Source organism: Actinoplanes oblitus, assembly GCF_030252345.1.
GTDB classification, from domain to species: domain Bacteria; phylum Actinomycetota; class Actinomycetes; order Mycobacteriales; family Micromonosporaceae; genus Actinoplanes; species Actinoplanes oblitus.
This window is the reverse complement of the sequence record NZ_CP126980.1, coordinates 1,578,227-1,602,811: the sequence shown is the minus strand read 5'-3', so window position 1 is coordinate 1,602,811 and position 24,585 is coordinate 1,578,227. Positions and strand designations below refer to the sequence as shown.

Annotated in this window: 21 protein-coding genes, 1 tRNA gene and 1 pseudogene; 13 read left to right on the top strand and 10 right to left on the bottom strand. The window is 72.1% G+C overall.

Annotation, left to right across the window (positions count from 1 at the left end):
• Positions 1 to 370 precede the first annotated feature (370 nt).
• The 4 genes from Actob_RS07485 to Actob_RS07470 form a co-directional block, all read right to left on the bottom strand.
• A tRNA-Val gene (locus Actob_RS07485) sits at positions 371 to 442 on the bottom strand.
• Between the two features lie 250 nt (positions 443 to 692).
• Entirely contained in the window at positions 693 to 1,157 is a 465-nt protein-coding gene (locus tag Actob_RS07480; protein ID WP_284919324.1) for a peroxiredoxin, read from the bottom strand.
• Positions 1,158 to 1,492: 335 nt separating this feature from the next.
• Positions 1,493 to 1,927, bottom strand: coding sequence for a DUF3052 domain-containing protein (locus Actob_RS07475; RefSeq protein ID WP_284919323.1), 435 nt, complete (start codon positions 1,925 to 1,927; stop codon positions 1,493 to 1,495).
• A 108-nt stretch (positions 1,928 to 2,035) separates the two neighbouring features.
• A complete protein-coding gene (locus tag Actob_RS07470) occupies positions 2,036 to 4,255 on the bottom strand; it encodes a transketolase C-terminal domain-containing protein (RefSeq protein WP_328518420.1) in 2,220 nt (739 codons plus the stop codon).
• Between the two features lie 196 nt (positions 4,256 to 4,451).
• Here Actob_RS07470 and Actob_RS07465 point away from each other — a divergent pair, with 196 nt between their 5' ends.
• On the top strand, positions 4,452 to 4,856 hold the full coding sequence (locus tag Actob_RS07465) for a YjbQ family protein (RefSeq protein WP_284919322.1): 405 nt from the start codon (positions 4,452 to 4,454) through the stop codon (positions 4,854 to 4,856).
• A gap of 153 nt (positions 4,857 to 5,009) precedes the next feature.
• Positions 5,010 to 7,748, top strand: a complete 2,739-nt coding sequence (gene aceE, locus Actob_RS07460) for a pyruvate dehydrogenase (acetyl-transferring), homodimeric type (protein WP_328518419.1) — start codon at positions 5,010 to 5,012, stop codon at positions 7,746 to 7,748.
• Between the two features lie 37 nt (positions 7,749 to 7,785).
• On the opposite strand, the gene Actob_RS07455 is transcribed toward aceE, so the two are convergent.
• Positions 7,786 to 8,319: a dihydrofolate reductase family protein gene (locus Actob_RS07455; RefSeq protein WP_284919321.1), complete on the bottom strand. Its 534-nt coding sequence runs from the start codon at positions 8,317 to 8,319 to the stop codon at positions 7,786 to 7,788.
• Between the two features lie 76 nt (positions 8,320 to 8,395).
• Here Actob_RS07455 and Actob_RS07450 point away from each other — a divergent pair, with 76 nt between their 5' ends.
• The 3 genes from Actob_RS07450 to Actob_RS07440 all read left to right on the top strand — a co-directional run bounded on the left by Actob_RS07450 (position 8,396) and on the right by Actob_RS07440 (position 11,834).
• Positions 8,396 to 9,373: a winged helix DNA-binding domain-containing protein gene (locus tag Actob_RS07450; RefSeq protein ID WP_284919320.1), complete on the top strand. Its 978-nt coding sequence runs from the start codon at positions 8,396 to 8,398 to the stop codon at positions 9,371 to 9,373.
• On the top strand, positions 9,370 to 10,782 hold the full coding sequence (gene gltX / locus Actob_RS07445) for a glutamate--tRNA ligase (RefSeq protein ID WP_284919319.1): 1,413 nt from the start codon (positions 9,370 to 9,372) through the stop codon (positions 10,780 to 10,782). Before Actob_RS07450 ends, gltX begins: the two co-directional genes overlap by 4 nt.
• Before the next feature lie 305 nt (positions 10,783 to 11,087).
• On the top strand, positions 11,088 to 11,834 hold the full coding sequence (locus tag Actob_RS07440) for a hypothetical protein (protein ID WP_284919318.1): 747 nt from the start codon (positions 11,088 to 11,090) through the stop codon (positions 11,832 to 11,834).
• A 556-nt stretch (positions 11,835 to 12,390) separates the two neighbouring features.
• Here Actob_RS07440 and Actob_RS07435 read toward each other — a convergent pair.
• Both Actob_RS07435 and Actob_RS07430 read right to left on the bottom strand, forming a co-directional pair.
• Entirely contained in the window at positions 12,391 to 12,963 is a 573-nt protein-coding gene (locus Actob_RS07435; RefSeq protein WP_284919317.1) for a TetR/AcrR family transcriptional regulator, read from the bottom strand.
• Positions 12,964 to 13,283: 320 nt separating this feature from the next.
• On the bottom strand, positions 13,284 to 13,514 hold the full coding sequence (locus Actob_RS07430) for a hypothetical protein (protein WP_284919316.1): 231 nt from the start codon (positions 13,512 to 13,514) through the stop codon (positions 13,284 to 13,286).
• A 235-nt stretch (positions 13,515 to 13,749) separates the two neighbouring features.
• On the opposite strand from Actob_RS07430, the gene Actob_RS07425 reads away from it, so the two are divergent.
• From Actob_RS07425 to Actob_RS07400, 6 genes and pseudogenes are all read left to right on the top strand, one after another.
• On the top strand, positions 13,750 to 14,958 hold the full coding sequence (locus Actob_RS07425; protein ID WP_407653574.1) for a PucR family transcriptional regulator: 1,209 nt from the start codon (positions 13,750 to 13,752) through the stop codon (positions 14,956 to 14,958).
• A 154-nt stretch (positions 14,959 to 15,112) separates the two neighbouring features.
• Positions 15,113 to 16,039, top strand: a pseudogene (locus tag Actob_RS07420) (ACP S-malonyltransferase); the annotation flags it as partial.
• Positions 16,040 to 16,076: 37 nt separating this feature from the next.
• On the top strand, positions 16,077 to 17,024 hold the full coding sequence (locus Actob_RS07415; RefSeq protein WP_284922254.1) for a beta-ketoacyl-ACP synthase III: 948 nt from the start codon (positions 16,077 to 16,079) through the stop codon (positions 17,022 to 17,024).
• A 54-nt stretch (positions 17,025 to 17,078) separates the two neighbouring features.
• Positions 17,079 to 17,321: an acyl carrier protein gene (locus Actob_RS07410; protein WP_215795843.1), complete on the top strand. Its 243-nt coding sequence runs from the start codon at positions 17,079 to 17,081 to the stop codon at positions 17,319 to 17,321.
• A 1-nt stretch (position 17,322) separates the two neighbouring features.
• The gene (fabF, locus tag Actob_RS07405; protein ID WP_284919314.1) at positions 17,323 to 18,549 is read left to right on the top strand and encodes a beta-ketoacyl-ACP synthase II; all 1,227 of its coding nucleotides are present in this window, start codon (positions 17,323 to 17,325) and stop codon (positions 18,547 to 18,549) included.
• 99 nt (positions 18,550 to 18,648) lie between these two features.
• Positions 18,649 to 19,896, top strand: coding sequence for a carboxyl transferase domain-containing protein (locus tag Actob_RS07400; RefSeq protein ID WP_284922253.1), 1,248 nt, complete (start codon positions 18,649 to 18,651; stop codon positions 19,894 to 19,896).
• A gap of 14 nt (positions 19,897 to 19,910) precedes the next feature.
• On the opposite strand, the gene Actob_RS07395 is transcribed toward Actob_RS07400, so the two are convergent.
• Positions 19,911 to 21,653 (bottom strand): glycoside hydrolase family 3 protein, encoded by a 1,743-nt coding sequence (locus Actob_RS07395; protein ID WP_284919313.1) that lies wholly within the window; start codon positions 21,651 to 21,653, stop codon positions 19,911 to 19,913.
• A gap of 24 nt (positions 21,654 to 21,677) precedes the next feature.
• Positions 21,678 to 22,169, bottom strand: coding sequence for a DUF3145 domain-containing protein (locus tag Actob_RS07390; RefSeq protein ID WP_284919312.1), 492 nt, complete (start codon positions 22,167 to 22,169; stop codon positions 21,678 to 21,680).
• Positions 22,170 to 22,414: 245 nt separating this feature from the next.
• Here Actob_RS07390 and Actob_RS07385 point away from each other — a divergent pair, with 245 nt between their 5' ends.
• On the top strand, positions 22,415 to 22,741 hold the full coding sequence (locus Actob_RS07385) for a hypothetical protein (protein ID WP_284919311.1): 327 nt from the start codon (positions 22,415 to 22,417) through the stop codon (positions 22,739 to 22,741).
• A 93-nt stretch (positions 22,742 to 22,834) separates the two neighbouring features.
• On the opposite strand, the gene Actob_RS07380 is transcribed toward Actob_RS07385, so the two are convergent.
• Positions 22,835 to 23,443, bottom strand: coding sequence for a carbonic anhydrase (locus tag Actob_RS07380; RefSeq protein ID WP_284919310.1), 609 nt, complete (start codon positions 23,441 to 23,443; stop codon positions 22,835 to 22,837).
• Positions 23,444 to 23,591: 148 nt separating this feature from the next.
• Here Actob_RS07380 and Actob_RS07375 point away from each other — a divergent pair, with 148 nt between their 5' ends.
• Entirely contained in the window at positions 23,592 to 24,533 is a 942-nt protein-coding gene (locus Actob_RS07375; RefSeq protein ID WP_284919309.1) for an alpha/beta fold hydrolase, read from the top strand.
• Positions 24,534 to 24,585 lie beyond the last annotated feature (52 nt).

Genomic DNA, 24,585 nt, shown 5'->3' with positions numbered 1-24,585 from the left:
CGAGCCGGCGGTGGGCCGACCAGGCGCCGGCCCACCGGACCCGACTGCCCTCTGACCGAGCCGGCGGTGGGCCGACCCGGCGCCGGCCCACCGTCGCCCGCGTCCCGCACCCGGCCGGCGCCACGCCCCGCCTGGAGGCCATATCGAGGGCGCTGCCCGCACCGCACCGTGCCCGCGCCAAGGAGTCGCCACCGAGGCGTTGCGTGGGCCACCACGACTCGCACGGGCGGCGGCGGTCGTCGGCTCTCCGGAGGCGCGTGCCGGCGCGGGGTGCGCTCAAGGCGTACGAAAAGGAGGAAGCGGCATGCGGAGGGGATATGACGAGCGTCCCCGGTCCGCGACGAGCGCGGACCGGGGACGCCGTTGGTCGTGGGCGCGGTAGGTTTCGAACCTACGACCCCTCGCTTGTAAGGCGAGTGCTCTCCCACTGAGCTACGCGCCCGGGTTAAACCGGAGTGGTCATCCTACCCTGCCACGGATCGTGACCGGCGCGGGCTGCGAACCAGCTACCGGCGGCCCGTCCCCATGAGACGGCAGGCCGGTTCAGGCCCGGTCAGACGCCGGCCAAGGTGACGACCAGGTCGTGGCGTGCCAGAACGGCGAGGATGACAGCCGGGTGCGGCGGGTCAGAGGTGCGGCGGGCCAGCGGGTGCCTCGGATCAGGGGTGCGGCGGGCCAGCGAGTGCGGCGGGTCAGGGGGTGCCGGTGGCCAGGGCGGTCCGCCAGGTGGACTGATCTCGGGGTTCGCCGGGGCCGGTCATCTCGGCGAAGCGGACGGTGCCGGTCGGGTCGATCAGGAACGTGCCGCGGTTGGCGAAGCCGGTCTCCTCGTTGAAGACCTGGTAGGCGCGGGCCACCTCGCCGTGCGGCCAGAAATCGGCGAGCAGCGGGAAGTCGAAGCCCTCGCGCTCCGCCCAGACCTTGTGGCTGTACACCGAGTCGACGCTGACGGTGAGCACCTGCACCCGGTCGTTGACGTAGTCCGCCAGGTGCTCCTGGATCTCGGTCAGCTCACCGTGACAGTGCCGGCTGAAGGCCAGGGGGTAGAAGACCAGCAGGACCGCTTTGCGGCCGCGGAAGGCGGACAGGCGGACCTCTTGGTTGTTCTGGTCCTTGAGCAGGAAATCCGGCGCCGGCGCGCCCACCTCGATCGGCACCGCCCCAGCCTAGGCCCCCGCCGCCCCGGCCGGCCACGGCCCCGGGCCGCGAACCGGGCACGGCCCGGCATCCGAGGCTGACCGCAGGCGTGCGGTCCGAGAAAGCGGTCGGGAAGACCCGAGGGCGGTCCGGAAGGTCCGGGAGAGCGGGCGGAAGACGTGCAGAGCCGTCGGAATGCTCCGGGAGAGCCGTCGGAAAAATCCGGGAGAGCGGGCGGAAGACGCGCAGAGCGGTTGGGAAGAACGGTCCCGAGGATCCGTCGCGGAAGCGGTCCGGGCATGCCGATGGGCCGGCGTCCCCGAGGACGCCGACCTGAGCGGGTGACGGCAGTGAGCTACTTCTTCTTGGCGGCGCCTCGCGGGGAGACCAGCCGTGCCCCGGTCCAGTCCTTGCCGGCGTTCACCGTCGAGGTCTGCTGCAGGCCGGCGGTGGGCGCCGACTCGCTGATCTCGCTCGGCTCGACGTGCCCGTCGCGTCCGGCCTTCGGGGTCAGCAGCCACACCACGCCGTTGTCGGCGAGGGGGCCAAGAGCATCGGTGAGCAGCTCGAACAGATCACCGTCGCCATCGCGGTACCACAACAGCACCGCATCGACGACCTCGTCGGTGTCCTCGTCAACCAAATCACCGACGCGTTCGGTCAGGGCGTCACGGAGCTCCTCATCGACGTCATCGTCGTAACCCATCTCCATGACCACCATGTTCGGCTCGAAGCCGAACCGGTCCGCCAGGCTGCGTACGCCGTCGGCCTGACCCGCGGTCGCGCTCACTGTCCAAATCCTCCTAGCCGTGAAATGCCGCGAAAATGTACCGGAACTTGGGGGTAGTCCACACACTCCGGGCCCCGGGCGCAAGTGGCGCACCGAGTGTGTGGCAATTTACCGCGCCAGCAGGGCCTGGGCACCCTGTGTGATGGCATCCTCTCCCACCAGCACATGCTGGGCGGCCGGACCCAGCGGAACCGGTGCGTCGGCCGCGGCCACCCGCCGCGCGGATCCGACGAACGCCCCGTCGACCAGAGCCGCGAGCACGCCCTCGCCGACCCCGCCGGAGCGGCGGGTCTCGTCGACGATCAGCACCCGGCCGGTGGCCAGGCTCTCCCGTACCAGGTCAGCGACGGGAAGCGGGTTCAGCCAGCGCAGGTCGACCACCCGGGTGCCATACCCGTCGGCGGCCAGCCGGGCGGCCACCCGAAGAGACATCCGCACCCCGCCACCGTACGTGACGATGGTCAGATCCTGCGCGGTGCCCAGGGGGTAGATGCGCGCCCGGCCGATCGGAGCGTGCTCGACGGCCCACCGTTCCGGCGGCGCGTAGGGGGCCAGCCACTCGTTGTCGCCTTGCTGATAGAGGTCCCTCGTCTGATACAGCGACGCCGGCTCCAGGAAGACGCAGACGCTCCCGTCCACCTCCGCGGCGGCCAGACAGGTACGCAGCATCGGCGCGGCGTCCTCGGCCCGGGCCGGCACCGCGACCACCAGGCCGGGCACGTCGCGCAGCACGGCGAGGGAGTTGTCGTTGGCCCGGTGGCCGCCCAGGCCGTACGGGTCGGCCAGCGCGGGGAGGCGCAGCACCAGCGGGTTGCGGTACGCGCCCGAGGAGAGGAACGACATGGTCGCCGCCTCGCCGCGCAGCTGCTCCTCGCCGCCGTGCAGGTCGGCCAGCCCGGGCAGCTCGGCGACCGGCAGCAGCCCGGCCAGCCCGGCGCCCAGCGCGAGCCCGAGCACGCCGGTGGCGTCCGGCGGGGTGTCGAAGACCCGGTCGCCGCCGCGCTCGCGCAACCCGGCGGTCACCCCGTGCGGCCCGCCACGGGTGGTGCCGGGCCCGAAGGCGAGCAGCCCGGGCCGGGCGGCCAGCGCGTCGGTGAGCGCGGCGTTGACCGTCTGCGCCAGGGTCATCGGCCCGGCCTGCTCGGGCAGCCGCCCGTCGAAGATCCGGACCCGGCCGGACGCGCCCGGCCCGGCGGCCCGGCTCGCCGCGTCGGTGATCGCGTGCGCCACCCGCAGCGGGCGGCGCGGGGCCAGCGAGGCGACGATCTCGCCGATGGTGGCCAGTTTCGGCTCGCCGAGCACCTCCTCGGCGGCCTTGCGGACCTGCCAGCCGACCTCGTCGTACCGGGTGATCACGTCGTCCGGGCCGAGCAGTCCGGCCTCGACCAGCAGCCGGGCGGTGCCGACCAGCGGATCCCGGGCCAGCTCCGGGCCGGGGTCCGGGTCGCCGGGCCGGCCCAGCAGCGACACCGTGCCGAGATGGAGCACCGCGGGGCGGCGCTCCCGGCGGACGAACTCGGCGGCCTCGGCGGCGGCGTCGTGGGCGGCGGCCAGGTCACAGCCGTCGGCGTACGAGTACCGCACCCCCGGCCGCCCGCGCAGCACCGAGGCCACCCAGCCGTCCGGCTCCGGCCCGCCGGCCGCGTCGTCCTCGCAGACCAGCAGCAGCGGGATCGGCCGGCCGGCCCGGTCGTGCCAGCCCGCGGCGTGCAGGGCGGCGGCCGCGCCGGGCTGGTCGATCCCGTCGTCGCCGAAGGTGGCCGCGACGATCGCGTCGGCGGGCCAGCGCGGATCGGGCGAGCGGCTCAGGCCGTACGCCAGACCGACCGCTCGCGGCAGGTGACCCGCCGGCGGTGAGACCACCGGGACCAGATGCAGCCCGGCATTGCCGAAGACCTTGTCGCGGCCGCCACTGATCGGATCCCGGACCGAGGCCACCACCCCGCGCAGGATGTCCCGGGCGGCGTCCTCCAGCCGCTGCGCGCGGTTCTCCGGGGCGGCGGCCGCGGCCCGCGCGCAGTAGAAGGCGGCGGCCCGGTCGTGCGGCAGCGCCGGATCGTCGCCACGCAGCGCCGCGGCGACCGCCGCGTTCCCCTCGTGGCCGGCCGAGGCGACCGTGTGGAAACCCTCGTTGAAGCTGCGCAGCCAGCGCGCGGCCAGGTCGAGGTGGCGGCTGGTCAGCTGGGCGTCGAAGAGCTCGAGGGCACGGGCGCCGGTCAGGGTGACGCCGTCGCGGACCGGATCGCCGGGAGCGCGCCGCTGCTCCGGGGGTCGCAGGGCCGAGACCGCATCGCGGAACCGCTCGTCGAGGCTTTGCGGGGTGGTCACGAAATCAGCATTGCGGACCGCGGCGAACGCTGCCACCCACCGGCGGCCGATCACACTTGTCGATCTTCCTGCGCGGGGCCCGGATCCGGTGGTGCAATACCGGGATGATCATGAGGTGCGCCGCCTGTCTGGTCCTGATCGCGGCGGCCTTCCTCGTGCTGGATCTCTACACATAGGCCGCCGGTAGGCTCGCCGGATGCGTAGCGAAGTGATCACCGTCCGGACCGGCGACCGGCCGGTCGTCGTCGACATCACCCGGCAGGCGGAGGAGTTCGTGGCGTCCGAGCAGGACGGCCTGCTGCACGTCTTCGTGCCACACGCGACGGCCGGACTGGCGATCATCGAGACCGGCGCCGGCTCCGACGACGACCTGCTGACCGCTATCGACGACCTGCTGCCGGCCGCCGACAAGTGGCGGCACCGGCACGGTTCGCGCGGGCACGGGCGCGATCACGTGCTGCCGGCCTGGATCCCGCCGTACGCCAGCCTGCCGGTGCTCGGCGGCCGGCTCACGCTGGGCACCTGGCAGTCGATCTGCCTGGTGGATCCGAACGGCGACAACCCCACTCGCCAGGTGCGGTTCTCCTTCCTCAACGGGTGATCGGCAAAGTTACTGGTCAGTACATGTGTCGCGCATCGCTGCGCCGACCGTTAGGCGTGACGATGCCCACCGTTAAGAGGCAGGATGGAGACCTCCGGGCGATACGCCACCTTGATCGCACCGGTTCCGACACTCACACCAAGAGGATTGCCTGTGGCCACGGAGCGCAAGCGCCCGGTGATCAGCGATGGCCTGCCGAGCCAGCTTCCGGACATCGACCCTTCGGAAACGAACGAGTGGATCGAGTCCCTCGACGGAGTCATCGACGAACGGGGCGCCAAACGAGCCCGGTACGTGATGTTGCGCCTGCTGGAGCGCGCGCGTGAACGACAGGTCGGCGTTCCGCCACTGACGTCCACCGACTACATCAACACGATCACGCCGGAGCAGGAGCCCTGGTTCCCGGGTGACGAGTTCGTGGAGCGGCGCATCCGGGCCTACGTCCGGTGGAACGCCGCCATGCTGGTGCACCGCGCGCAGCGACCCGAGATTGGCGTCGGAGGCCACATCTCGTCGTACGCGTCGAGTGCCAGCCTCTACGAGGTCGGCATGAACCACTTCTTCCGGGGCAAGGACCACCCCGGCGGTGGCGACCAGATCTTCTTCCAGGGCCACGCCTCCCCCGGCATGTACGCCCGGGCGTACCTCGAGGGTCGTCTGACCACCGACCAGCTGGACGGCTTCCGCCAGGAGCTCAGCCACCCCGGTGGCGGCCTCCCGTCGTACCCGCACCCCCGGCTGATGCCGAACTTCTGGGAGTTCCCCACCGTCAGCATGGGCCTCGGCCCGATGAACGCGATCTACCAGGCGCGGTACAACCGCTACCTGCACAACCGCGGCATCAAGGACACCAGCCAGCAGCACGTCTGGGCGTTCCTCGGCGACGGCGAGATGGACGAGGTCGAGTCGCTCGGCGCGATCGGCCTGGCCGCCCGCGAGGAGCTGGACAACCTCACCTTCGTGGTCAACTGCAACCTGCAGCGGCTCGACGGCCCGGTACGCGGCAACGGCAAGGTCATCCAGGAGCTGGAGTCCTTCTTCCGCGGCGCCGGGTGGAACGTGATCAAGGTGGTCTGGGGCCGCGAGTGGGACCCGCTGCTCGCCGCCGACACCGACGGCGCCCTGGTCAACCTGATGAATGTGACGCCCGACGGTGACTACCAGACCTACAAGGGCGAGTCCGGGGCGTACGTCCGGGAGCACTTCTTCGGCCGTGACCCGCGGACCCGCAAGCTCGTCGAGGGCATGACCGACGACGAGATCTGGAACCTCAAGCGTGGTGGCCACGACTACCGCAAGCTCTACGCGGCGTACAAGGCGGCCACCGAGCACACCGGGCAGCCGACGGTGATCCTCGCCAAGACCATCAAGGGCTGGACGCTGGGCTCGCACTTCGAGGCCCGCAACGCCACGCACCAGATGAAGAAGCTGACCCTGGAGGACCTGAAGGGCTTCCGGGACCGGCTCTACCTCGACATCAGCGACAAGCAGCTCGAGGAGAACCCGTACCTCCCGCCGTACTACCACCCCGGCGAGAAGTCCGACGAATACCAGTACATGCAGGAACGCCGCCGCGATCTGGGCGGTTACGTGCCGTCCCGGCGCACCAGGGCCAAGTCGCTGGCGATCCCGGACTCGAAGGCGTTCGCCGACGTCAAGCGGGGCAGCGGCAAGCAGAAGGTGGCCACCACGATGGCCTTCGTCCGCCTGCTCAAGGACCTGATGAAGGACAAGGAGTTCGGTGCCCGGTGGGTGCCGATCATCCCGGACGAGGCCCGTACCTTCGGCATGGACTCGCTCTTCCCGACCAAGAAGATCTACTCGCCGCACGGCCAGACGTACACCTCGGTGGACCGGGAGCTGTTCCTGTCCTACAAGGAGGCGACGAACGGCCAGATCCTGCACGAGGGCATCAACGAGGCCGGTTCGACAGCGAGCTTCATCGCGGCCGGTACGTCGTACGCGACGCACGACGAGCCGATGATCCCGCTGTACATCTTCTACTCGATGTTCGGCTTCCAGCGCACCGCCGACGAGCTGTGGGCAGCCGCCGACCAGATGACCCGGGGCTTCCTGCTCGGCGCCACCGCCGGCCGCACCACGCTCAACGGTGAGGGCCTGCAGCACGAGGACGGGCACTCGCTGCTGATCGCGGCGACCAACCCGGCCGTGGTGGCGTACGACCCGGCGTTCGCGTACGAGATCGCGCACATCATGGAGAACGGCCTGCATCGCATGTACGGCGAGAAGCAGGAGAACATCTTCTACTACCTCACCATCTACAACGAGCCGGCGATCCAGCCCGCCGAGCCGGAGAACGTCGACGCCGAGGGCATCCTCAAGGGCATCTACCGCTACTCCGAGGGCCCGGCGACCGGCGGCCCGAAAGCGCAGCTGCTCGCCTCCGGCACCGGCATGCGCTGGGCGCTCAAGGCACAGGAGCTGCTCGCCCAGGACTGGGGCGTGAGCGCCGACGTGTGGTCGGTCACCTCCTGGGGCGAGCTGCGCCGGGACGCGATCGAGGCGGAGGAGCACAACCTGCTCCACCCGAGCGACCAGCCGCGCAAGCCGTACATCCAGCAGAAGCTGGAGGGCACCGAGGGTCCGTCGGTGGCGGTCAGCGACTGGATGCGGGCGGTGCCCGACCTGATCGCCCGCTGGGTGCCGAACGGGTACACCTCGCTGGGCACCGACGGGTTCGGCATGAGCGACACCCGGCACGCGCTGCGCCGCCACTTCCACGTGGACGGCGAGTCGGTCGCCGTGGCCACGCTGCGCGAGCTCGCGCTGCGCGGCAAGGTACCGGGGCACGTGCCCGGCGAGGCCGCCAAGAAGTACGCGATCGACGACGTGAACGCGGCGCCGGTCGGCGAGACCGGCGGCGACAGCTAGCAATCAGTGGAAAGGGCCCGCTCCGGCGGGCCCTTTCTCATGCCGGGACGTAGGTCACCACCTCGACGCCGGTCGCCGTGCGCCACGACCCGGTCAGCGACAGGGCGATCTTGGTGCCGTCGTCCCAGAGCCGCCGGCCCTCGCCCAGCACCACCGGGAAGACCATGATCCGGTACTCGTCGATCAGGTTGTGCCTGGTCAGATAGTTCACCAGGGTCCCGCTGCCGTTGATCAGCAGCGTGCGCGGCTCGGTCTTGAGCTTGGCCACCGCGTCGGCCACCTCGCCCTCGATGAACGTCGCGTTCCACTCCGGCTCGCTCAGCGTCGTGGTCGCCACATGCTTGGGCATCGCGTTCATCCGCACGCCGAAGTCGCCGGTGGCCTCCTCCATCCGCGGCCAGGCCTGCTTGAAGCCCTCGTAGGTCCGGCGGCCGAGCAGCAGCGCGTCGGCCTCCCGCAGGTTCTCCGCCTGCCAGCCACTGAGCTCCTCGTTGAAGTAGGGGCCGCTCCACGCCGGCTCCTCGAAGACGCCGTCGAGCGTCACGTACTCCACAGCGACAACCTTGCCCATCTCGCTCACCTCTGTATTTGACGTGTTGGTTAATTAACTCATTGGTAAAGTAAGCCGGTCGGCTAGCGTGTGTCAAGTGCAGCTCGACGACGTTCTCCGCTGGCGCGTCCACCGCCACCACCTCGGCTCCGTGAAGGCCACCGACCCGGTCGCCCTGGCCCGTCGGCTCTGCGGCATCCACGCCCAGGTCGCGTCCTGCGCCCAGGCCGCGGCCGACCTGCGGATGGACACCCCGCCGGACCTGGACGCCGCGCTGTACCGCGACCGCACACTGGTCCGCACCTGGGCGGCCCGGGGCACGCTGCACCTGCTGCCGGCCGCCGACCTGCCGTACTGGGTGGCCGCGATGAGCACCCGCGAGCGGGAGACCAAGGGCTCGTGGCTGAAGTACCACGGGGTCACCGTGGACCAGATGGCCGACATCATCTCGGCGGTACCCGATGTGCTCGGCGGCGAACCGATGACCCGCGAGGAACTGGCTGCCGCGATCATCGCCGCGACCGGGCACGAGGAGTTGCGCGAGCCGCTCACCCAGGGCTTCGGGGCGATCCTCAAGCCGCTCGCCTTCCGCGGCCTGCTCTGCTCCGGGCCGCCCCGTGGGCGCAACGTCACCTTCGTGGCACCGCGGGAGTGGCTCGGCGAGCAGGAGCCGGTCGACCTGGAGGAGGCGGTCGACCGGCTGGCGCTGGACTATCTGGGCGCCTACGGCCCGGCGGAGCCGGCGGAGTTCGCCCGCTGGTTCGACCTGCGCCCGCCACTGGCCAAGCAGGCGTTCCAGCGCGTCAGAGCCGAGATCTCGGACGCCGCGGCCGAGGACACCGTCCACCTGCTGCCGGCCTTCGACCCCTACACCGTCGGCGCCCTGCGCCAGCTGGAGGCGATCAGCAGCGGCCCCCGGTCGGCGGTGTCGCGGCCACAGGGCTGGATCTCCCCGGTCGTCCTGGTGAACGGGCGGATCGAGGGCACCTGGGACACCGGCACCATCACCCTGTTCCGCGACCAGCCGGGCTGGGTCCGTAATGCGCTCGCCGATCTCGGTAGGCTGGCACCGTGACTGTTCGCGTACGTTTCGCCCCCTCACCCACCGGCATGTTCCACGTCGGCGGCGCCCGCTCGGCGCTGCAGAACTGGATTTACGCCCAGCAGCACGGCGGCGTCTTCGTGCTCCGGATCGAGGACACCGACGCGGCCCGCAACAAACCCGAGTGGACCGAGGGCATCATCTCGGCGCTCGACTGGATCGGCATCGAACGCGGGACGTACGAGGGCCCCTACTACCAGTCCTCGTACGCGGCCGACCACACCGCCGCCGCCACCCGCCTGTACGCCGAGGGCAAGGCGTACTACTGCGACTGCAAGCGCGAGGACGTGACCGCCCGTTCCGGCAACACCCACACCGGCTACGACGGCTTCTGCCGCGAGCGGGCGCTCGGCCCGGGCGAGGGTCGCGCGCTGCGTTTCCGCACGCCGGACGAGGGCGAGACGGTGGTCGTCGACCTGGTCCGCGGCAAGCCCACCTTCGAGAACAAGCTGATCGAGGACTTCGTCATCGCCCGCTCCGACGGCTCGGCGGTGTTCCTGCTGGCCAACGTGGTCGACGACATGAGCATGGGGATCACCCACGTGTTCCGCGCCGAGGAGCACCTGCCGAACACGCCGAAGCAGCAGCTGCTCTGGGAGGCGCTCGGCGTCACCCCGCCGGTCTGGGGACACGTCCCGGTCATCGTCAACGAGAAGCGGCAGAAACTGTCGAAGCGGCGGGACAAGGTCGCCCTGGAGTCGTACCGGGACGAGGGCTACCTCGCCGCCGCGATGCGCAACTACCTGATGCTGCTCGGCTGGTCGCCCACCGGCGACCGGGAGATCGTCCCGTGGTCGGTGGTCGAGGAGGAGTACCGGATCGAGGACGTCAACCACGCCCCGGCCTTCTTCGACGTCAAGAAACTGCGCGCGTTCAACGGCGAGTACATCCGGGCCCTCACCCCGGCCGAGTTCACCCAGGTCTGCGCGCCGTGGCTGACCGGCACCGGGACCATCCCGGCCCCGCCGTGGGACCCGTCGAAATTCGACGCGGAGATCTTCACCACCATCGCCCCGCTGGCGCAGACCCGGATCGCGGTGCTCTCCGAGATCGTGGAGAACGTCGATTTCCTCTTCCTCGACCAGCCGGTCGACGACGAGGCGTCCTGGGCCAAGGCGATGAAGGAGGGCGCCGCCGACATCCTGGACGGCGCCGCCGAGGCCTTCGCCGCGCTCACCGACTGGCGCGCGGAGCCGCTGAAAACCGCGTTGGAGCAGGTCGGCGAGGCGCGCGGGCTGAAGCTCGGTAAGACCCAGGCACCGGTCCGGGTCGCCGTCACCGGGCGTACCGTCGGACTTCCGCTCTTCGAATCGATCGAGCTGCTCGGCCGGGAGCGGACGCTGTCCCGGATCGCGGCGGCCCGGGCGCGACTTTCCGCCTGATCGCCCCCTTTTACCGCATTCGACGGCCGGCCGCCATAGCTGGTCGTCGAATGCGGTGATGCGGTCCGCTACATGGGTGGCCGCCACCCCCACGCGTTGCGCGGACTGGGTAATATTCGGCCGCTGATCAACGGCTTCACCGTCCTCCGCGGCCGTCCCCCCACATAGCTCCAATTAACCCTGTCTCTGGATGCGACAGGGCCGGTGCTCGGGAAGGCTGGAGAGGCCGATGCCGCGCACCGGTCATCCCCGGTGCACGAGCAGCGGTTCACGTAACCATGTCATCCACGGGCGGGGGAGGTCGGATGGTGGTTCGACGAGCTATGAAACGGGTGGCGACGGCGGCCGGCGCAGTGACGATCGCGGCGGCACTGGCACTCGGCACCACCCCGGCGGCGGCGCAAGCCACCTCCGCCGGGCAGATCACCGGCGTCCTTCCGGCGGCCAAACCGACGACCAGGCCACCGGCCAAACCGCCGGCCAAACCGAAACCGCAGCCGAACGGGATCCACATCACCGGCCAGGGCGTGCCGGACGAGGGGATCAAGGTCCTGCAGGCCGAGGACCCGAAACTGTTCCGCATGCTGTTCACCGAGGTGGGGTGGCTCGCCGCGGCGCAGCCGCAGGCCTCACCTCCCGGCAAGAGCGCCAAGCTGGGTCCGAGATACGTCGTCCACGTGCTGACCGGGGACAAGGCGACCCAGGAGTTCGAGCTGTACCCGCTGGCCGCCGGCGGCCCGCGGGCGCACCGGCCGGCGCAGCAGCCGGCCGGCACCAAGCGGCAGCAGGACGGCTGGTTCTACGGCCGGCAGTCGATGTCCGAGTCGCTGCGGCTCAGCGGCGTCCCGCTGAAGGCGAAACCGGACGTGGTCAACGGCGGCATCGGCGGCGGTGTCGGCGAGAGCCTGGACCAGTCCGAGGTCGACCCGGTCGCCGGCGCCGGCCACCTGTTCGGGCAGATGCGCCAGCTGCTGCTGCTCAACGGGGCGGTCCTGCTGGTCATCCTGACCGGCCTGGCCGGCATGGCGTTCATGATCCGCCGGCGCGTCTAGCATCCGGACGTGACGTCCGCCCTGGCTCCCGGTCATCCCGCGAGCCAGGGCGTCTCGCTTTTCACCCCGATTTCGGTACGCCCGGAGCGCCCCGCCCCGGGCGAACCCCGGGCGTCGTCCACAGTCACCGCCGGGCGCGCCCCTTGTCGGGCAAGCCCCGCACCGGCGACGCCCGTCGAGAACCGAGCCGGCTGGCACCCACGGTGCTATCCCAGACCCGGACACCACCGTCACGACCAGCCCAGACCACAGGCCGGGACCGGCTGGCACTCACGGTGCTATCCCAGACCCGGACACCACCGTCACGACCAGCCCAGACCACAGGCCGGGACCGGCTGGCACTCACGGTGCTATCCCAGACCCGGACACCACCGTCACGACCAGCCCAGACCACGGGCCGGACCGGCTGGCACCCACGGTGGTATCCCAGGCCCGGACACCACCGTGACGACCAGCCCGGACCGCGGGCGGGGACCGGCTGGGGGTGACGGTGGTATCCCGGGTCGGGACACCACCGTGAGCGCCAGCCGGGCCGTGGGGCTGTCGCGGTGGCGGGTCAGCCGGCTCGTTCCGGGGTGCACACCGCACGCTCGACCAGGGCCAGCAGGTCCTCCACGTCCGCCTCGAAGTCCGCGTCGCCGGGCTGTCCCGCCCACTCCACGACAGGCAGGCCGCCGGTGACCTCGCCGGTGGTGTAGCCGAGCAGGAACGCGCAGATCATCCGGGCCAGCCGGGGCACCGCCCGGTCCGGCACGCCGGCGTCGAGCAGGATGGCGCGCAACGCCGCGGTCAGCCAGGACGCCGAGGCGCCGGCCGCCGAGCGGTTCAGCAGCAGGGGAAAGGCGCTGGGGTGGGCGTGGGCGAGCGACCGCACGGCCCGGGCCAGCGCCCGCAGCCGTCGCCGCCAGTCGATGTCCGCGAGGTCGTCGCCGACCGCGGTGCCCAGTTCCAGGTGCAGCAGGTCGACCAGGCCGTCGAGCAGAGCGTCCTTGCCCCCGACGTACGGGTAGAGCGCCATCGAGGTGAGCCCGACCCGCTCGGCGACCGCCCGCATCGACATGGCGGCCAGACCTCGTTCGTCCACCAGGGCGAGCGCCTGGTCCAGGATCAGCCGTCTCTTGTCGTCCACGTGTTCACCTGACCAGCCGGGGGGCCCGGACCGGGGAAACGCGCCCGGGCCGGTGCCGCCACTCACCCGTCGGGGTGAGCACCCCACCGGGCGCGCGCCCGGCGCGGTTCCGGCACGGTGGGAGCGGACGTCCGAAAAGAAACTATCCGCAGGCCACGCACGGAGGGCGACCGTTCCGCGAGGTCCGTACGGAAAAGTCGTGAAACGCTGGGCGGGCGGCTCCGGGCGTACCCCAGGGGCGCGAAGCGCGAGACGAACCGTGAGCCGCGCGGCGGCCGGGGGGACGCCGGGCCTCGCGCGGCCCGGCGGAGAAGATCAGCTCAGCACCAGCGGCCCGGCGGACGGCCTCGACCGGCCGCCCGGCGACGCGGCCGCACCGCGCCGTGCAGGTGCGCGCCGGCCCAGCCGCGCAGCTCGGTCCGGCACCCGACCCGGCCCGGCTCCGAACCGATGACCTGCTCCGACAGGAGCAGCGGTTCCTCCTCGGCCACCGGTGGCAGGTCTTCGAGGGTGGGGTCGATCTCGGCCCGCAGCGCATCGTCCCGGTCCATCATCTCGCCTCCTCGATCCGCGGGTTCGGCTGTCGACAGGTTGTTCGGCACCGTCTCTTCATCGGCACGCCCGGCCCCGGGTTGAACGCCGGGGCGCTACGCACTAGTCGGACACGATGCCAGGTCACCGACCGGAATCGCGGGAGGGGCGCACCGCTACACCGGACAAAAGTAATAAATTTGCTTAAAACAGCGCGGTTCGCGTCAGCCGATCGTGGCGTGACACGCTGGGCCCGTGGCCGAGAGCCGAAGCACTGATGCCGCGCCGGAGGCCCCGGCGAACCCTCTGCAACCTGCGACGTTGCGCCGGATCGAGCGGCACGCCGGGGCGCTGGCGAGTTCCGCGGTGGTCCGGATGGAGGAGACGCTGCCCTGGTTCCGGGCGCTGCCGGCCGACCAGCGGTCCTGGGTGATGCTCGTCGCACAGGCCGGCGTCCGGTCCCTGGTCGAGTGGCTGCGCTCGGGCGCCACCGTGGCGGCCAGCACCCAGGAGATCTCCGACGAGGTGTTCGCGGCGGCGCCGCGCGCGCTGGCCCGGGCGATCACGCTGACCCAGACCGTGCAACTGATCAAGGTGACCATCGACGTGGCCGAGGCCGAGGTGCCCGGCTTCGCCGCCAAGGGCGAGGACGACCTGCTGCTGCAGGCGATCCTCCGGTTCTCCCGGGAGATCGCGTTCTCCGCGGCCCGGGTCTACGCGCGGGCCGCCGAGTCGCGCGGCGCCTGGGACGCCCGGCTGCAGGCGCTGCTGGTCGACGCCCTGCTGCGCGGCGACTCGTCGGACGTGCTGGCCAGCCGGGCGGCCGCGCTGGGCTGGGTGGACACGCCGCCGGTGGCGGTGGTGGTGGGCCGCTCCCCCGGCGGCGACATCACCGCGGTGCTGCACGCGGTCTACCGGGCGGCGCGGCGGGCCCGGCTCGAGGTGATCGGCGGGGTGCACGGCGACCGGCTGGTCGCCGTGGTCGGCGGCGCGGCCGACCCGGTTGCCACGGCGACAGCGCTGCGCCCCAGCTTCGGCGACGGGCCGATCGTGGCCGGCCCGGCGGTGCCGACCCTGGAGCAGGCCACCGAGTCCGCCCGGGCGGCGCTGGCCGGGTTCCGCGCGGCGGCCGCCTGGCCGGGTGCGCCGACCCCGGTCGCCGCCGACGACCTGCTGCCGGAGCGGGCTCTGGCCGGCGACATGGACGCCCGGCGCAAACTGCGCAACGACGTCTACGCGGGGCTGGCCCGGGCGGGCGGTGGCCTGCTGGAGACCCTCGACGCGTTCTTCGCGGCGGGCGGGGTGCTGGAGAGCGCCGCCCGGGAGCTCTACGTGCACCCGAACACGGTCCGATATCGGCTGCGGCGGGTGGCCGAGGTCAGCGGGCTCTCCCCGCTGGACGGGCGGGACGCCTTCGCCCTGCGGCTGGCGCTGACCATCGGACGGCTGGAACCTGCGACATGAGTCACAGGGATTAGCGACTAACGAGCAGCGCGTCAAATAGTGCTCAACCCGGGCAAGTTCCCCTACGATTTGTAGGGATCCTACAAGGCTGGTCGTAGGGTTTGGTCGCGCCCGGCAACCCCGGAACGCCCCCCGATCCGGAAGAGTCGAAGACGTGCTCGCCGTTCTCTCCCCCGGCCAGGGTTCTCAGAAACCCGGCTTCCTCACTCCGTGGCTCGACCTCCCCGGTGCCCGGGACCGCCTGACCGCGTGGTCCGCGCTGGCCGGCGTCGATCTGGTGCACCTGGGCACCGAGGCCGACGCCGACGAGATCAAGGACACCGCCCGGACCCAGCCGCTGCTGATCGCCGCCGCGCTGCTGGCCGCCGAGCAGCTGCCGCTGGACGGCGTCGGCCTGGTCGCCGGTCACAGCGTCGGTGAGCTGGGCGCCGCCGCGGTGGCCGGGGTGCTGACCCCGGCGGACGCCATCACGCTGGCCGGCGTCCGGGGCCGGGAGATGGCCGCCGCGTGCGCACTGCAGCCGACCGGCATGTCAGCGGTGCTCGGCGGCGACCCGGACGAGGTGATCGCCACCATCGAGAAGCACGGGCTCCACCCGGCCAACCGCAACGGCGCCGGCCAGGTCGTGGCGGCCGGGGCGCTCGACGCGCTCGCCGAGTTCGCCGCCGCCCCGCCGGCCCGGGCCCGGGTGATCGCGCTGGCCGTGGCCGGGGCGTTCCACACGCCGTACATGGCACCCGCCGAGACCGCCCTGGCGGCCGCGGCGGCCGGGGTGAGCGTCACCGATCCGGCCCGGACGCTGTTGTCGAACCTGGACGGCACTGCCGTGTCCGGCGGCGCGGAGATGCTGAGCCGCCTGGTGCGCCAGGTCACCGCGCCGGTCCGCTGGGACCTGTGCATGCGCACGTTCAAGGACCTGGGCGTCACAGCGGTGCTCGAGCTGCCCCCGGCCGGCACCCTGGCCGGTCTGGTCAAGCGCGAGCTCAAGGGCGAGGGCGCGCCGGAGATCGTCACCCTGAACACGCCGGACGATCTGAGCGCCGCACGCGACCTGATCGCCCGGCACGGCACGGCACAGCACTGACGCGCGCAGTCGCGACTGAAGGAGGAACAGGATGATCGCGGGTTCCCGCATCGTCGCGATGGGCCACTACCAGCCCTCGCGCGTGGTCACCAACGACGACCTCACCAAGACCCTGGACACCAACGACGAGTGGATCCGGGACCGGGTGGGCATCGCCGAGCGGCGGATCGCCGACGGCGAGACGGTCGCCGACATGGCCACCTTCGCGGCCGAGAAGGCCCTCGCGGCGTCCGGCCTCACCGCCGCCGACATCGACCTGGTGGTCGTCGCGACCTGCTCGTCGATCGACCGCTGCCCGAACGTGGCGACCCGGGTCGCGAACAAGCTGGGCATCGTCGCCCCGGCCGCGTACGACCTGAACACCGCCTGCTCCGGCTTCTCGTACGCGATGGCCAGCGCCGACCACGCGATCCGCGCCGGCGCCGCCCGCAACGCCATCGTGATCGGTGCGGAGAAGCTCTCCGACGTCACCGACTGGTCCGACCGCACCACAGCGGTGCTCTTCGGCGACGCGGCCGGCGCGGCCGTGGTCACCGGGGTCACCGACCAGGAGGCGGTCGGCGTGGGCCCGGTGCTCTGGGGTTCCGCCCCGGACAAGGGCGACGTGCTGCGGATCGAGGGCTGGCAGCCGTACATCAAGCAGGAGGGCCAGATCGTCTTCCGCTGGGCGACCACCGCGCTGGCCCCGTTCGCCATCGAGGCGTGCCGCCGGGCCGGCGTGGAGCCCTCCGAGCTGGCCGCGTTCGTGCCGCACCAGGCGAACACCCGGATCATCGACGGCATCGTGAAGCGGCTGGGCCTGCGCCCGGACGCGATCGTCGCCAAGGACCTCGTCGAGTCCGGCAACACCTCCGCGGCCAGCGTGCCGCTGGCCCTGTCCAAGCTGATCGAGCGCCGTGAGGTGCCCTCCGGGGCCCCGGTGCTGCTGTTCGGCTTCGGCGGTGGCCTCACCTACGCGGGCCAGGTCGTCCGCTGCCCGTAAGCTTTTCCGGTTGATACCGGAAAAACCGTAAAAACCGAGAGGAAAAGAACAACCATGGCTACTCGCGAAGAGATCACCTCCGGCCTCGCCGAGATCCTCGAGGAGGTCGCCGGGGTGAACCCGGACGACGTCGCCGAGGGCAAGTCCTTCACCGACGACCTGGACGTCGACTCGCTGTCGATGGTCGAGGTCGTGGTGGCCGCCGAGGAGAAGTTCGGCGTGAAGATCCCGGACAACGAGGTGCAGAACCTCAAGACCGTCGGTGACGCGGTCAACTACATCGAGGCGAACCACTGAGATGAGCACTGTAGACGTCGTCGTCACCGGGCTCGGCGCGACGACCCCGCTGGGCGGGGACGTCGTGTCCACTTGGGACGCCATGCTGGCCGGCCGCTCCGGAGTGCGCACCCTCACCGAGGAGTGGGCCGGCCAGCTGCCCGTACGCATCGCCGCTCGACTCGCCGTCGAACCGTCGGAGGTCATCGAGCGGGTCCGGATGCGCCGCCTGGACCGCAGCGAGGCGATGGCCATCATCGCCGCGAAGCAGGCCTGGACGGACGCCGGGCTGGAGGGCGTCGAGCTGGACCAGGAGCGCCTGGCGGTCAGCTTCGGCAGTGGCATCGGCGGGGCGATCACCCTGCTGGACCAGGACGACATCCTGGAGCAGTCGGGACCGCGGCGGGTCAGCCCGCACACGGTGCCGATGCTGATGCCCAACGGCCCGGCCGCCTACGTGGGGCTGGAGTTCGGGGCCAAGGCCGGCGTCCGGGCGATGGCCAGCGCCTGCGCCACCGGCGCCGAGGCGGTCGCCCTGGGTCTCGACCTGATCCGGGCCGGCCGTGCCGACGTGGTGGTGGCCGGCAGCACCGAGGCCGTCATCCATCCGCTGCCGATCGCCGGTTTCGCCTCGATGCGCGCCATGTCGACGCGCAACGACGATCCGGAGCGGGCGTCCCGGCCGTGGGACAAGAACCGGGACGGGTTCGTCCTCGGTGAGGGTTCCGGCGCGATCATCCTGGAGCGTGCCGACCACGCCGCCGCCCGCGGTGCCCGGGTGTACGCCCGGCTCGCCGGCGCCGGGGTCACCTCGGACGGCTACGACATCGTCCAGCCGGATCCGGAGTGTGCCGGCGGCATCCGCGCCATGCGGATGGCGATTCGCGACGCCGGTCTGACCGGTGCCGACATCAAGCACGTCAACGCCCACGCGACCTCGACCCCGGCCGGCGACATGGGCGAGATCAAGGGCATCCGTGAAGCGGTGGGTGACCACCCGGTGGTCACGTCGACCAAGTCGATGACCGGGCACCTGCTCGGCGCGGCCGGCGCGCTGGAGTCGATCGCCACCATCCTGGCGATCCGCGACGGCGTGGTTCCCCCCACCATCAACCTGGACGACCCGGACGAGCGGCTGGATCTCGACGTGGCGGCGCACAAGGCCCGTCACCTCGACATCCCGGCCGCGGTGAACAACTCGTTCGGCTTCGGGGGTCACAACGTGGCCCTGGTCTTCGCGCGCCCCTGACCGGGAGGAGTCGTGCCCTTCACCCCCGGAGGGACAGATTCGGTCACCGATCGGCGTGATCCCGAGCTGCGGCTGATCGCCCTCTTCGACCGCGGCACCATGCGCCTGCTCGCCCCCCGGGACGAGTCGGGCGTGCTGCCCGCCCGTGGCACCGTCGACGGCACCCCCGCCGTCGCCTTCGCCACCGACGCCACCCGGATGGGCGGCGCGATCGGCGTGGCGGGGTGCCGGCGGATCGTCGAGGCGATCGACGGCGCGGTGCGGGATCGCGTCCCGGTGGCCGGCCTCTGGCACTCCGGTGGGGCACGGCTCGCCGAGGGCGTGAGCTCGCTCGACGCGGCCGGCCGGGTGTTCGCCGCGATGGTGCGGGCCTCCGGCCGGATCCCGCAGGTCTCGGTGGTGCTGGGGCCGGCCGCGGGCAGCGCCGCGTACAGCCCGGTGCTCACCGACCTGGTGATCATGAGCCGGGCCGGCCGGCTGGTCCCGTCCGGCACCGCCACCTCGTGGGCGCACGTGACCACCGACGACGAACCGGCCGCGCTGGCCGAGGCCCGCCGGCTGATCCGGCTGCTGGGCCATCAGGGCCGGCTGTCGCCGTCCGACGTCCGGCCCGGCAGCACGATCGGACGTCCGCTCGACTCACTGCTGCACGACCGGAACTACGACGTACGCCCACTGATCCGCGCCCTGCTCGACGAGCCCGGCCTGGAGTCACACGCTCGCTGGGCGCCGAACGTGGTGACCACCCTGGGCCGGTTCGCCGGTCGCACGGTCGGCGTGGTCGCCAACAACCCGCGGCACCTCAACGGCTGCCTGGACGCGTCAGGTGCCGAGAAGGCCGCCCACTTCGTCAGGATGTGCGACGCGCTCGCGGTCCCCCTGCTCGTCCTCGTCGACACCCCCGGCTACCTGCCCGACCAGGACCCGCACGCGGTGGTCCGGCGCGGCGCCCAGCTGGTGCACGCCTTCGCGGAGTCGGTGGTGCCCCGGGTGACGCTGGTGACCCGGCGCGCCTACGGCGGCGGCTACCTCGCGATGAACTCCCGCGCCCTGGGCGCCTCGGCCGTGCTGGCCTGGCCGGACGCCGAGGTCGCGGTGCTCGACCCCGGCGCCGCGGTGCACGTCCTGCACCGCAGGCGGCTCGCCGCCGCGCCACCGGCCGACCGCGACGCCCTCCGCGAACGCCTGATCCGCGAGCACGTCGACGCCACCGGCGGCGTCCAGCCGGCCCTGCAGGCCGGCGTGGTGGACGCCGTCATCCACCCGGACGAGACCCGCCGGCGGATCGCCGAGGCCCTCGCCGAGGCGCCCCCGGCTCGCGGCGCCCACGGCAACATCCCGCTGTAGCCGGCCGGCGGCGCCTACTTGACGCAGGCGCTGCGCGGCAGCCCGGCCACCGCGATCGGCGACCTGCCCGGCGCCGTGGTCTTCCCCGCGATCACCGCGGCCAGCGCGGTCAGGGACAGCTTGCTGGACGAGTAGGTGGCCACCAGGGTCGGCGACTTGGCGTACGCCAGCAGCCCCGGCAGATCCATCATCACCGTGACCGCCGCCTCCGGGGACAGGTCGACCGGCTTGTCGCCGTACCCGACCAGGCGGATCTCCGCGCCGCCCGCGGCCCGCACCTCGACGCCGGCCTCCTGCAGGGCGTGCACCAGGTTGACCCGGGCCGTCTCACGGGACGACGGGGCGGTCACCGTGACCGGACCGTTGACCAGCGGGCCCGAGCACTTGCCGCGGAGCACCGTGATCGAGGCGGCGTCCAGTGCCGCCACCGCCTGCTGGTGCGGCGCCGAAGCGAGCACCGACAGGTCCGGCTGCGGGGTGGCGGCGGTGCGGAACTTCAGCGTGAGGATCCGGGTGACCGCCTCGACCAGCCGCTCACGCTTGAGCGCGCCGCTCCGCAGGCCGGCCACGATGCCGTCCCGGGCGGCGCCGATGTCCGGCGGCATGAGCAGCATGTCGTTGCCGGCGTTCAGGGCGCGGACCGCCGCCTCGCCGGCCGGCCACTTCCGGGCCGGGGCCATGTTCATCGCGTCGGTGATCGCCACCCCGCTGAACTTGAGCTGGCCGCGCAGCACGTCCGTCATGATCTTGTGGGAGAAGGTCGCGGGAGTGCCCTTGTCGACCGCCTGCAGGTTGAGGTGGCCGGACATCACCACGCCCGCGCCGGCCTGCACCCCGGCCTGGAACGGCGGCAGGTCCTGCGCCTTCCAGGCGGCCAGGCTCTGCTTGATCAGCGGCAGCTCGTCGTGGCTGTCCCCGGTAGTGTGCCCGTGTCCGGGGAAGTGCTTGAGCGCCGCCGAGACGCCGGCCGCCTGCATGCCACGCACCGCGGCGGCGACCTGGTTGGCGTTCGCCTTGGCGTCCGTCCCGTACGACCGGGAGCCGATCACCGAGCTGCCCGCCGTACCCAGGGTGTCGGCGACCGGGGCGAAGTCGACGGTGACGCCCATCGCGGCCAGCTCCTCGCCGGCCGCGTGCCAGGCCGCCTCGGTCAGCTCGGGCCGGCCGGCCGCGCCGATCGCGAACGCCGACGGGAGCGCTGTGACGCCGTCGGCGACCCGGGTCACGATGCCGTACTCCTGGTCGGTGCCGATCATCAGCGGGGCGGCGGCCGGCAGCTGGCGGGCGGCCGCCTGGAGGCCGTCGGTGAGGGCCCGGACCTGTTTCGGGTTCTCCACGTTCGACGTGGGGTTGGTCTTGCCGGTCGGGTCGTCCGGGGTGAACGACACCAGGATCAGACCGCCCAGCCGGTACTTCGCGATCATCTGGGCCGGGGTGTCCACGCCGGCCAGGGCCCGGTTGCCGGCCGCCGATCCGGCGTCCACCTGGGTGGCCGAGCCGCCGTACGCGTACGGCATCAGCACCTGCCCGGCCAGGTCCTCGTCGCTGAGCCCGGCCACCGTCGCCGCCGCGCGCGCCGCCGGATCGGCCGGTGGCGCGGACGCCGACTCGGAGATCGGGGCGGGCGCCGAGGCGCTCACCGGTGCGGCGCTCGGCGGCGGGTTCTCCGGCGCGTCGGCATTGTCGCCGCACGCTCCGGCGAGCAGCAGCAGCGGGGCGACAAATGCGACACGGGCCAGCTTTTTCACACCAGCCATCGAATCAGGTCGGGAAAACCGCCGTCAGCCGACCCGGGTGAGAAGTGTGACCGGAGCCCCGTCGCCGGCGTACCGGTACGGCTCCAGCTCGGCGTCCCAGGCACTGCCGAGCGCCTTCTCCAGGGCATGCGTCAGCGCCTCGGGGGCCCGGGCCGAGGCCATGATGGCCCGCAGCCGGTCCTCGCCGATCTGGATGTCGCCCGAGGCGCCCATCGTGCCGTGGAACAGCCCCCGGCCCGGGACGTGCATGAACCGCTCGCCGTCGAGCCCGGGACTTGGTTCCTCGGTCACCTCGAAACGGATCATGGGCCACTGCCGGAGGGCAGCAGCCAGCTCGGCGCCAGTTCCCGCGCGTCCGGTCCAGCTGCACTCGGCACGGCGCATGCCGGGGTCGACCGGCTGCACGGTCCATTGGAGATTGACCGGCGCGGTCAGGACGCGCGCTATGGCCCACTCGACGTGCTGGCACACGGCGAGCGGAGATGAGTGGACGTATACGACGCCACACGTTGGCACGGTGACCTCCCGGAGACCGAGGTGCGTCTTCCCCTACGACCTCGACCGCGGTTGATCGTGTCCCATGATGCCGGTTGGTACGGATGGTGCGCCAGAGAATCCGCAACATCGACTATGGGAGCCGCCGTAGTGGCATATCCGGTCCAACGCTCGTACCTGCTCCGACGGTGCGGTTCACCAGGCGTCGTGTAGAGTTGCCACGGCCTTTTTTCTCTGTCTCGAGCTTTTCCTCAAGGAGTACCGCCGTGGCGAGCAACACCTCAAAGACCGCCCGCGCATCAGTCCGCGCCGGCCAGGGCACCGGTGGCGCCCTCAGCGTGCTCGGTGAGTACAAGTACCTCATCCCGCTCGCCAACGGCCGCTACGCGTACGTGCGCAACCTGACCAACGGCAAGACCACGCACCTCAGCACCACCTCGGACGCTTTCGTCGAGGAGATCCGCACGCTGGCCGCGGCCGGCCACGGCGCCAAGATCCGCGCCGAGCTGGGCGCGCTGCACACCGTCAACCCGGAGCACGGCTGGGCCGACACGGAGAAGCGGCTCGTCGACGCCGGCGTCTTCGAGGGCTGAGCAGACACGCGGTAAAGGCACCTCCCGGTTCCGACCGGGAGGTGCCTTTTCGCATCTGACGAAGATCAGCTCAAAGGGTCGGCGAGGACCGGCTCAGTCGAGGAACTCGACCCAGCCGCTGTCCAGGTCGTAGATCGCGCCGGCCACCTTCAGCCGGCCCTCGGCGATCCCGGCGGCCAGGCCCTCGTTCTCCCGCAGTCGCTCCACGGTCCGGATCACGTGCGCCCGGATCGCCAGCTCGGCGGCGCCCGGGTCGTCCAGGTCGACCCCGTCGACCGCCGGGGCGATCTCGTCGACCAGATAGCCGACGTCGCCGCCCGGCCGGTCGCCGGAGCGCACCGCGCCGACCGTCGCGGTCACCGCGCCGCACCGCTTGTGCCCCACCACCAGGGCGAGCGAGACGCCGAGCGCGTCGACGGCGAACTCCACCGAGCCGAGCACCGACCGGTCCAGCACGTGCGCGCCGGAGCGGGCCACGCAGATCGCGCCGAACGGCTGGTCGAAGACCGCCTCGAGCGGTACTCGCGAGTCGATGCAGCCGAGCACCACCGAGTGGGGCTGCTGGCCGCCGGCCGTCGCGGCGGCCTGGGTGACGTTGTGCCCGTAGTGCGGCTTGCCGTACACGAATCGTTTGTTGCCGGTGATCAGCTCACCCAGGGCCGTGGCGGGGGTGAGGGCCGGGACGGTGTGGATGCCTGCCATGCCGTCGATTCTCGCTGCCCGGACGGCCGGCGAAAGTGATTGCGAGGCAGGTCACGCGACACGTCCGGATGAGTGGCGTACGCCGTGATCGCGAGTGATGATTATTACCCGTGGGTACGACGGGGCCGTGAACAACGCGGAGGTGCCCATGTTCGAGCGTACCGAGATCACCCTCGCCGACGGTGTACGGCTGCACGCCGAGGTCTCCGGCCCGGCGGACGCCCCGGTGACCGTCGTGCTGCTGCACGGCTGGTGCCTGGACCGGCGCACCTGGCGGCGCCAGGTCGACGCGCTCGGCGGACTGGGCCGGCGGCAGCCGCGAGTGATCACCTACGACATCCGCGGGCACGGGCGCTCCTCGGCCACCCGGCGGCACGCGGCCACCCTGGACCAGCTCGGCGACGACCTGGCCGAGGTGCTGCGCCGGCTGGCCCCGGCCGGGCCGGTGGTGCTGGGCGGCCACTCGATGGGCGGCATGACGATCATGGAGTACGCGCACCGCCACCCGGCCGAGTTCGCCGACCGGGTGGCCGGGCTGCTGCTGGTCTCCACCACCGCCGAGGGGCACACCCACACCCGGTACGGCCTGTCGCCCACCGTGGCCGGCGTGCTGCGGGCCGGCGAGACGCTCGGTGCCGGCCTGCTCGCCCGGTCCGGCGCCTGGCGCCCGCACCGGGCGGTGCTGCCCGCGCTGGCGCCGGCGCTGCGCTGGCTGCTGTTCGGCGACCGGTGCGGCGAGGACGACCTGGGCCTGACCCTGCGCAGCGTGGGCCGGGCGTCGCTGCGGTCGATCGGCGGGTTCCGCAGCTCCATCGGCGCCCAGCAGCGGCTGGACACCCTGGCCACGGTGGGCCGGATCCCGGCCGCGGTGCTGGTCGGCGACCGGGACCGGCTGACTCCGCCGCCGTGCGCCGAGTCGATCGCCGCCGCGCTGCCGGGCGCCGAGCTGACCGTCTGCCCCGGCGCCGGCCACATGCTGCCGCTGGAGCGCCCGGAGGAGGTCTCCGCCGCGCTGCTGAGCATCGTCCGCCGGGTGAACCGCGGCACCCGCAGGGCACACCGCCGCACGGCCTACCCCGAGGCGGCTTAGCGGAACATCCGCCCACCCCCGGTCGTTTCTGAAAGGCTCGAACAACGCGGCG

Excerpts from the sequence above, each read along its gene's own strand:
- Actob_RS07430 (WP_284919316.1), bottom strand. The coding sequence starts at position 13,514 with ATGGACCGGGACGATGCGCTGCGGGCCGAGATCGACCCCACCCTCGAA.
- Actob_RS07375 (WP_284919309.1), top strand. The coding sequence starts at position 23,592 with ATGTTCGAGCGTACCGAGATCACCCTCGCCGACGGTGTACGGCTGCAC.
- Actob_RS07440 (WP_284919318.1), top strand. The coding sequence starts at position 11,088 with ATGGTGGTTCGACGAGCTATGAAACGGGTGGCGACGGCGGCCGGCGCA.
- Actob_RS07380 (WP_284919310.1), bottom strand. The coding sequence starts at position 23,443 with ATGGCAGGCATCCACACCGTCCCGGCCCTCACCCCCGCCACGGCCCTG.
- Actob_RS07465 (WP_284919322.1), top strand. The coding sequence starts at position 4,452 with ATGCGTAGCGAAGTGATCACCGTCCGGACCGGCGACCGGCCGGTCGTC.
- Actob_RS07455 (WP_284919321.1), bottom strand. The coding sequence starts at position 8,319 with ATGGGCAAGGTTGTCGCTGTGGAGTACGTGACGCTCGACGGCGTCTTC.
- fabF (WP_284919314.1), top strand. The coding sequence starts at position 17,323 with ATGAGCACTGTAGACGTCGTCGTCACCGGGCTCGGCGCGACGACCCCG.
- Actob_RS07395 (WP_284919313.1), bottom strand. The coding sequence starts at position 21,653 with ATGGCTGGTGTGAAAAAGCTGGCCCGTGTCGCATTTGTCGCCCCGCTG.
- Actob_RS07400 (WP_284922253.1), top strand. The coding sequence starts at position 18,649 with ATGCGCCTGCTCGCCCCCCGGGACGAGTCGGGCGTGCTGCCCGCCCGT.
- Actob_RS07410 (WP_215795843.1), top strand. The coding sequence starts at position 17,079 with ATGGCTACTCGCGAAGAGATCACCTCCGGCCTCGCCGAGATCCTCGAG.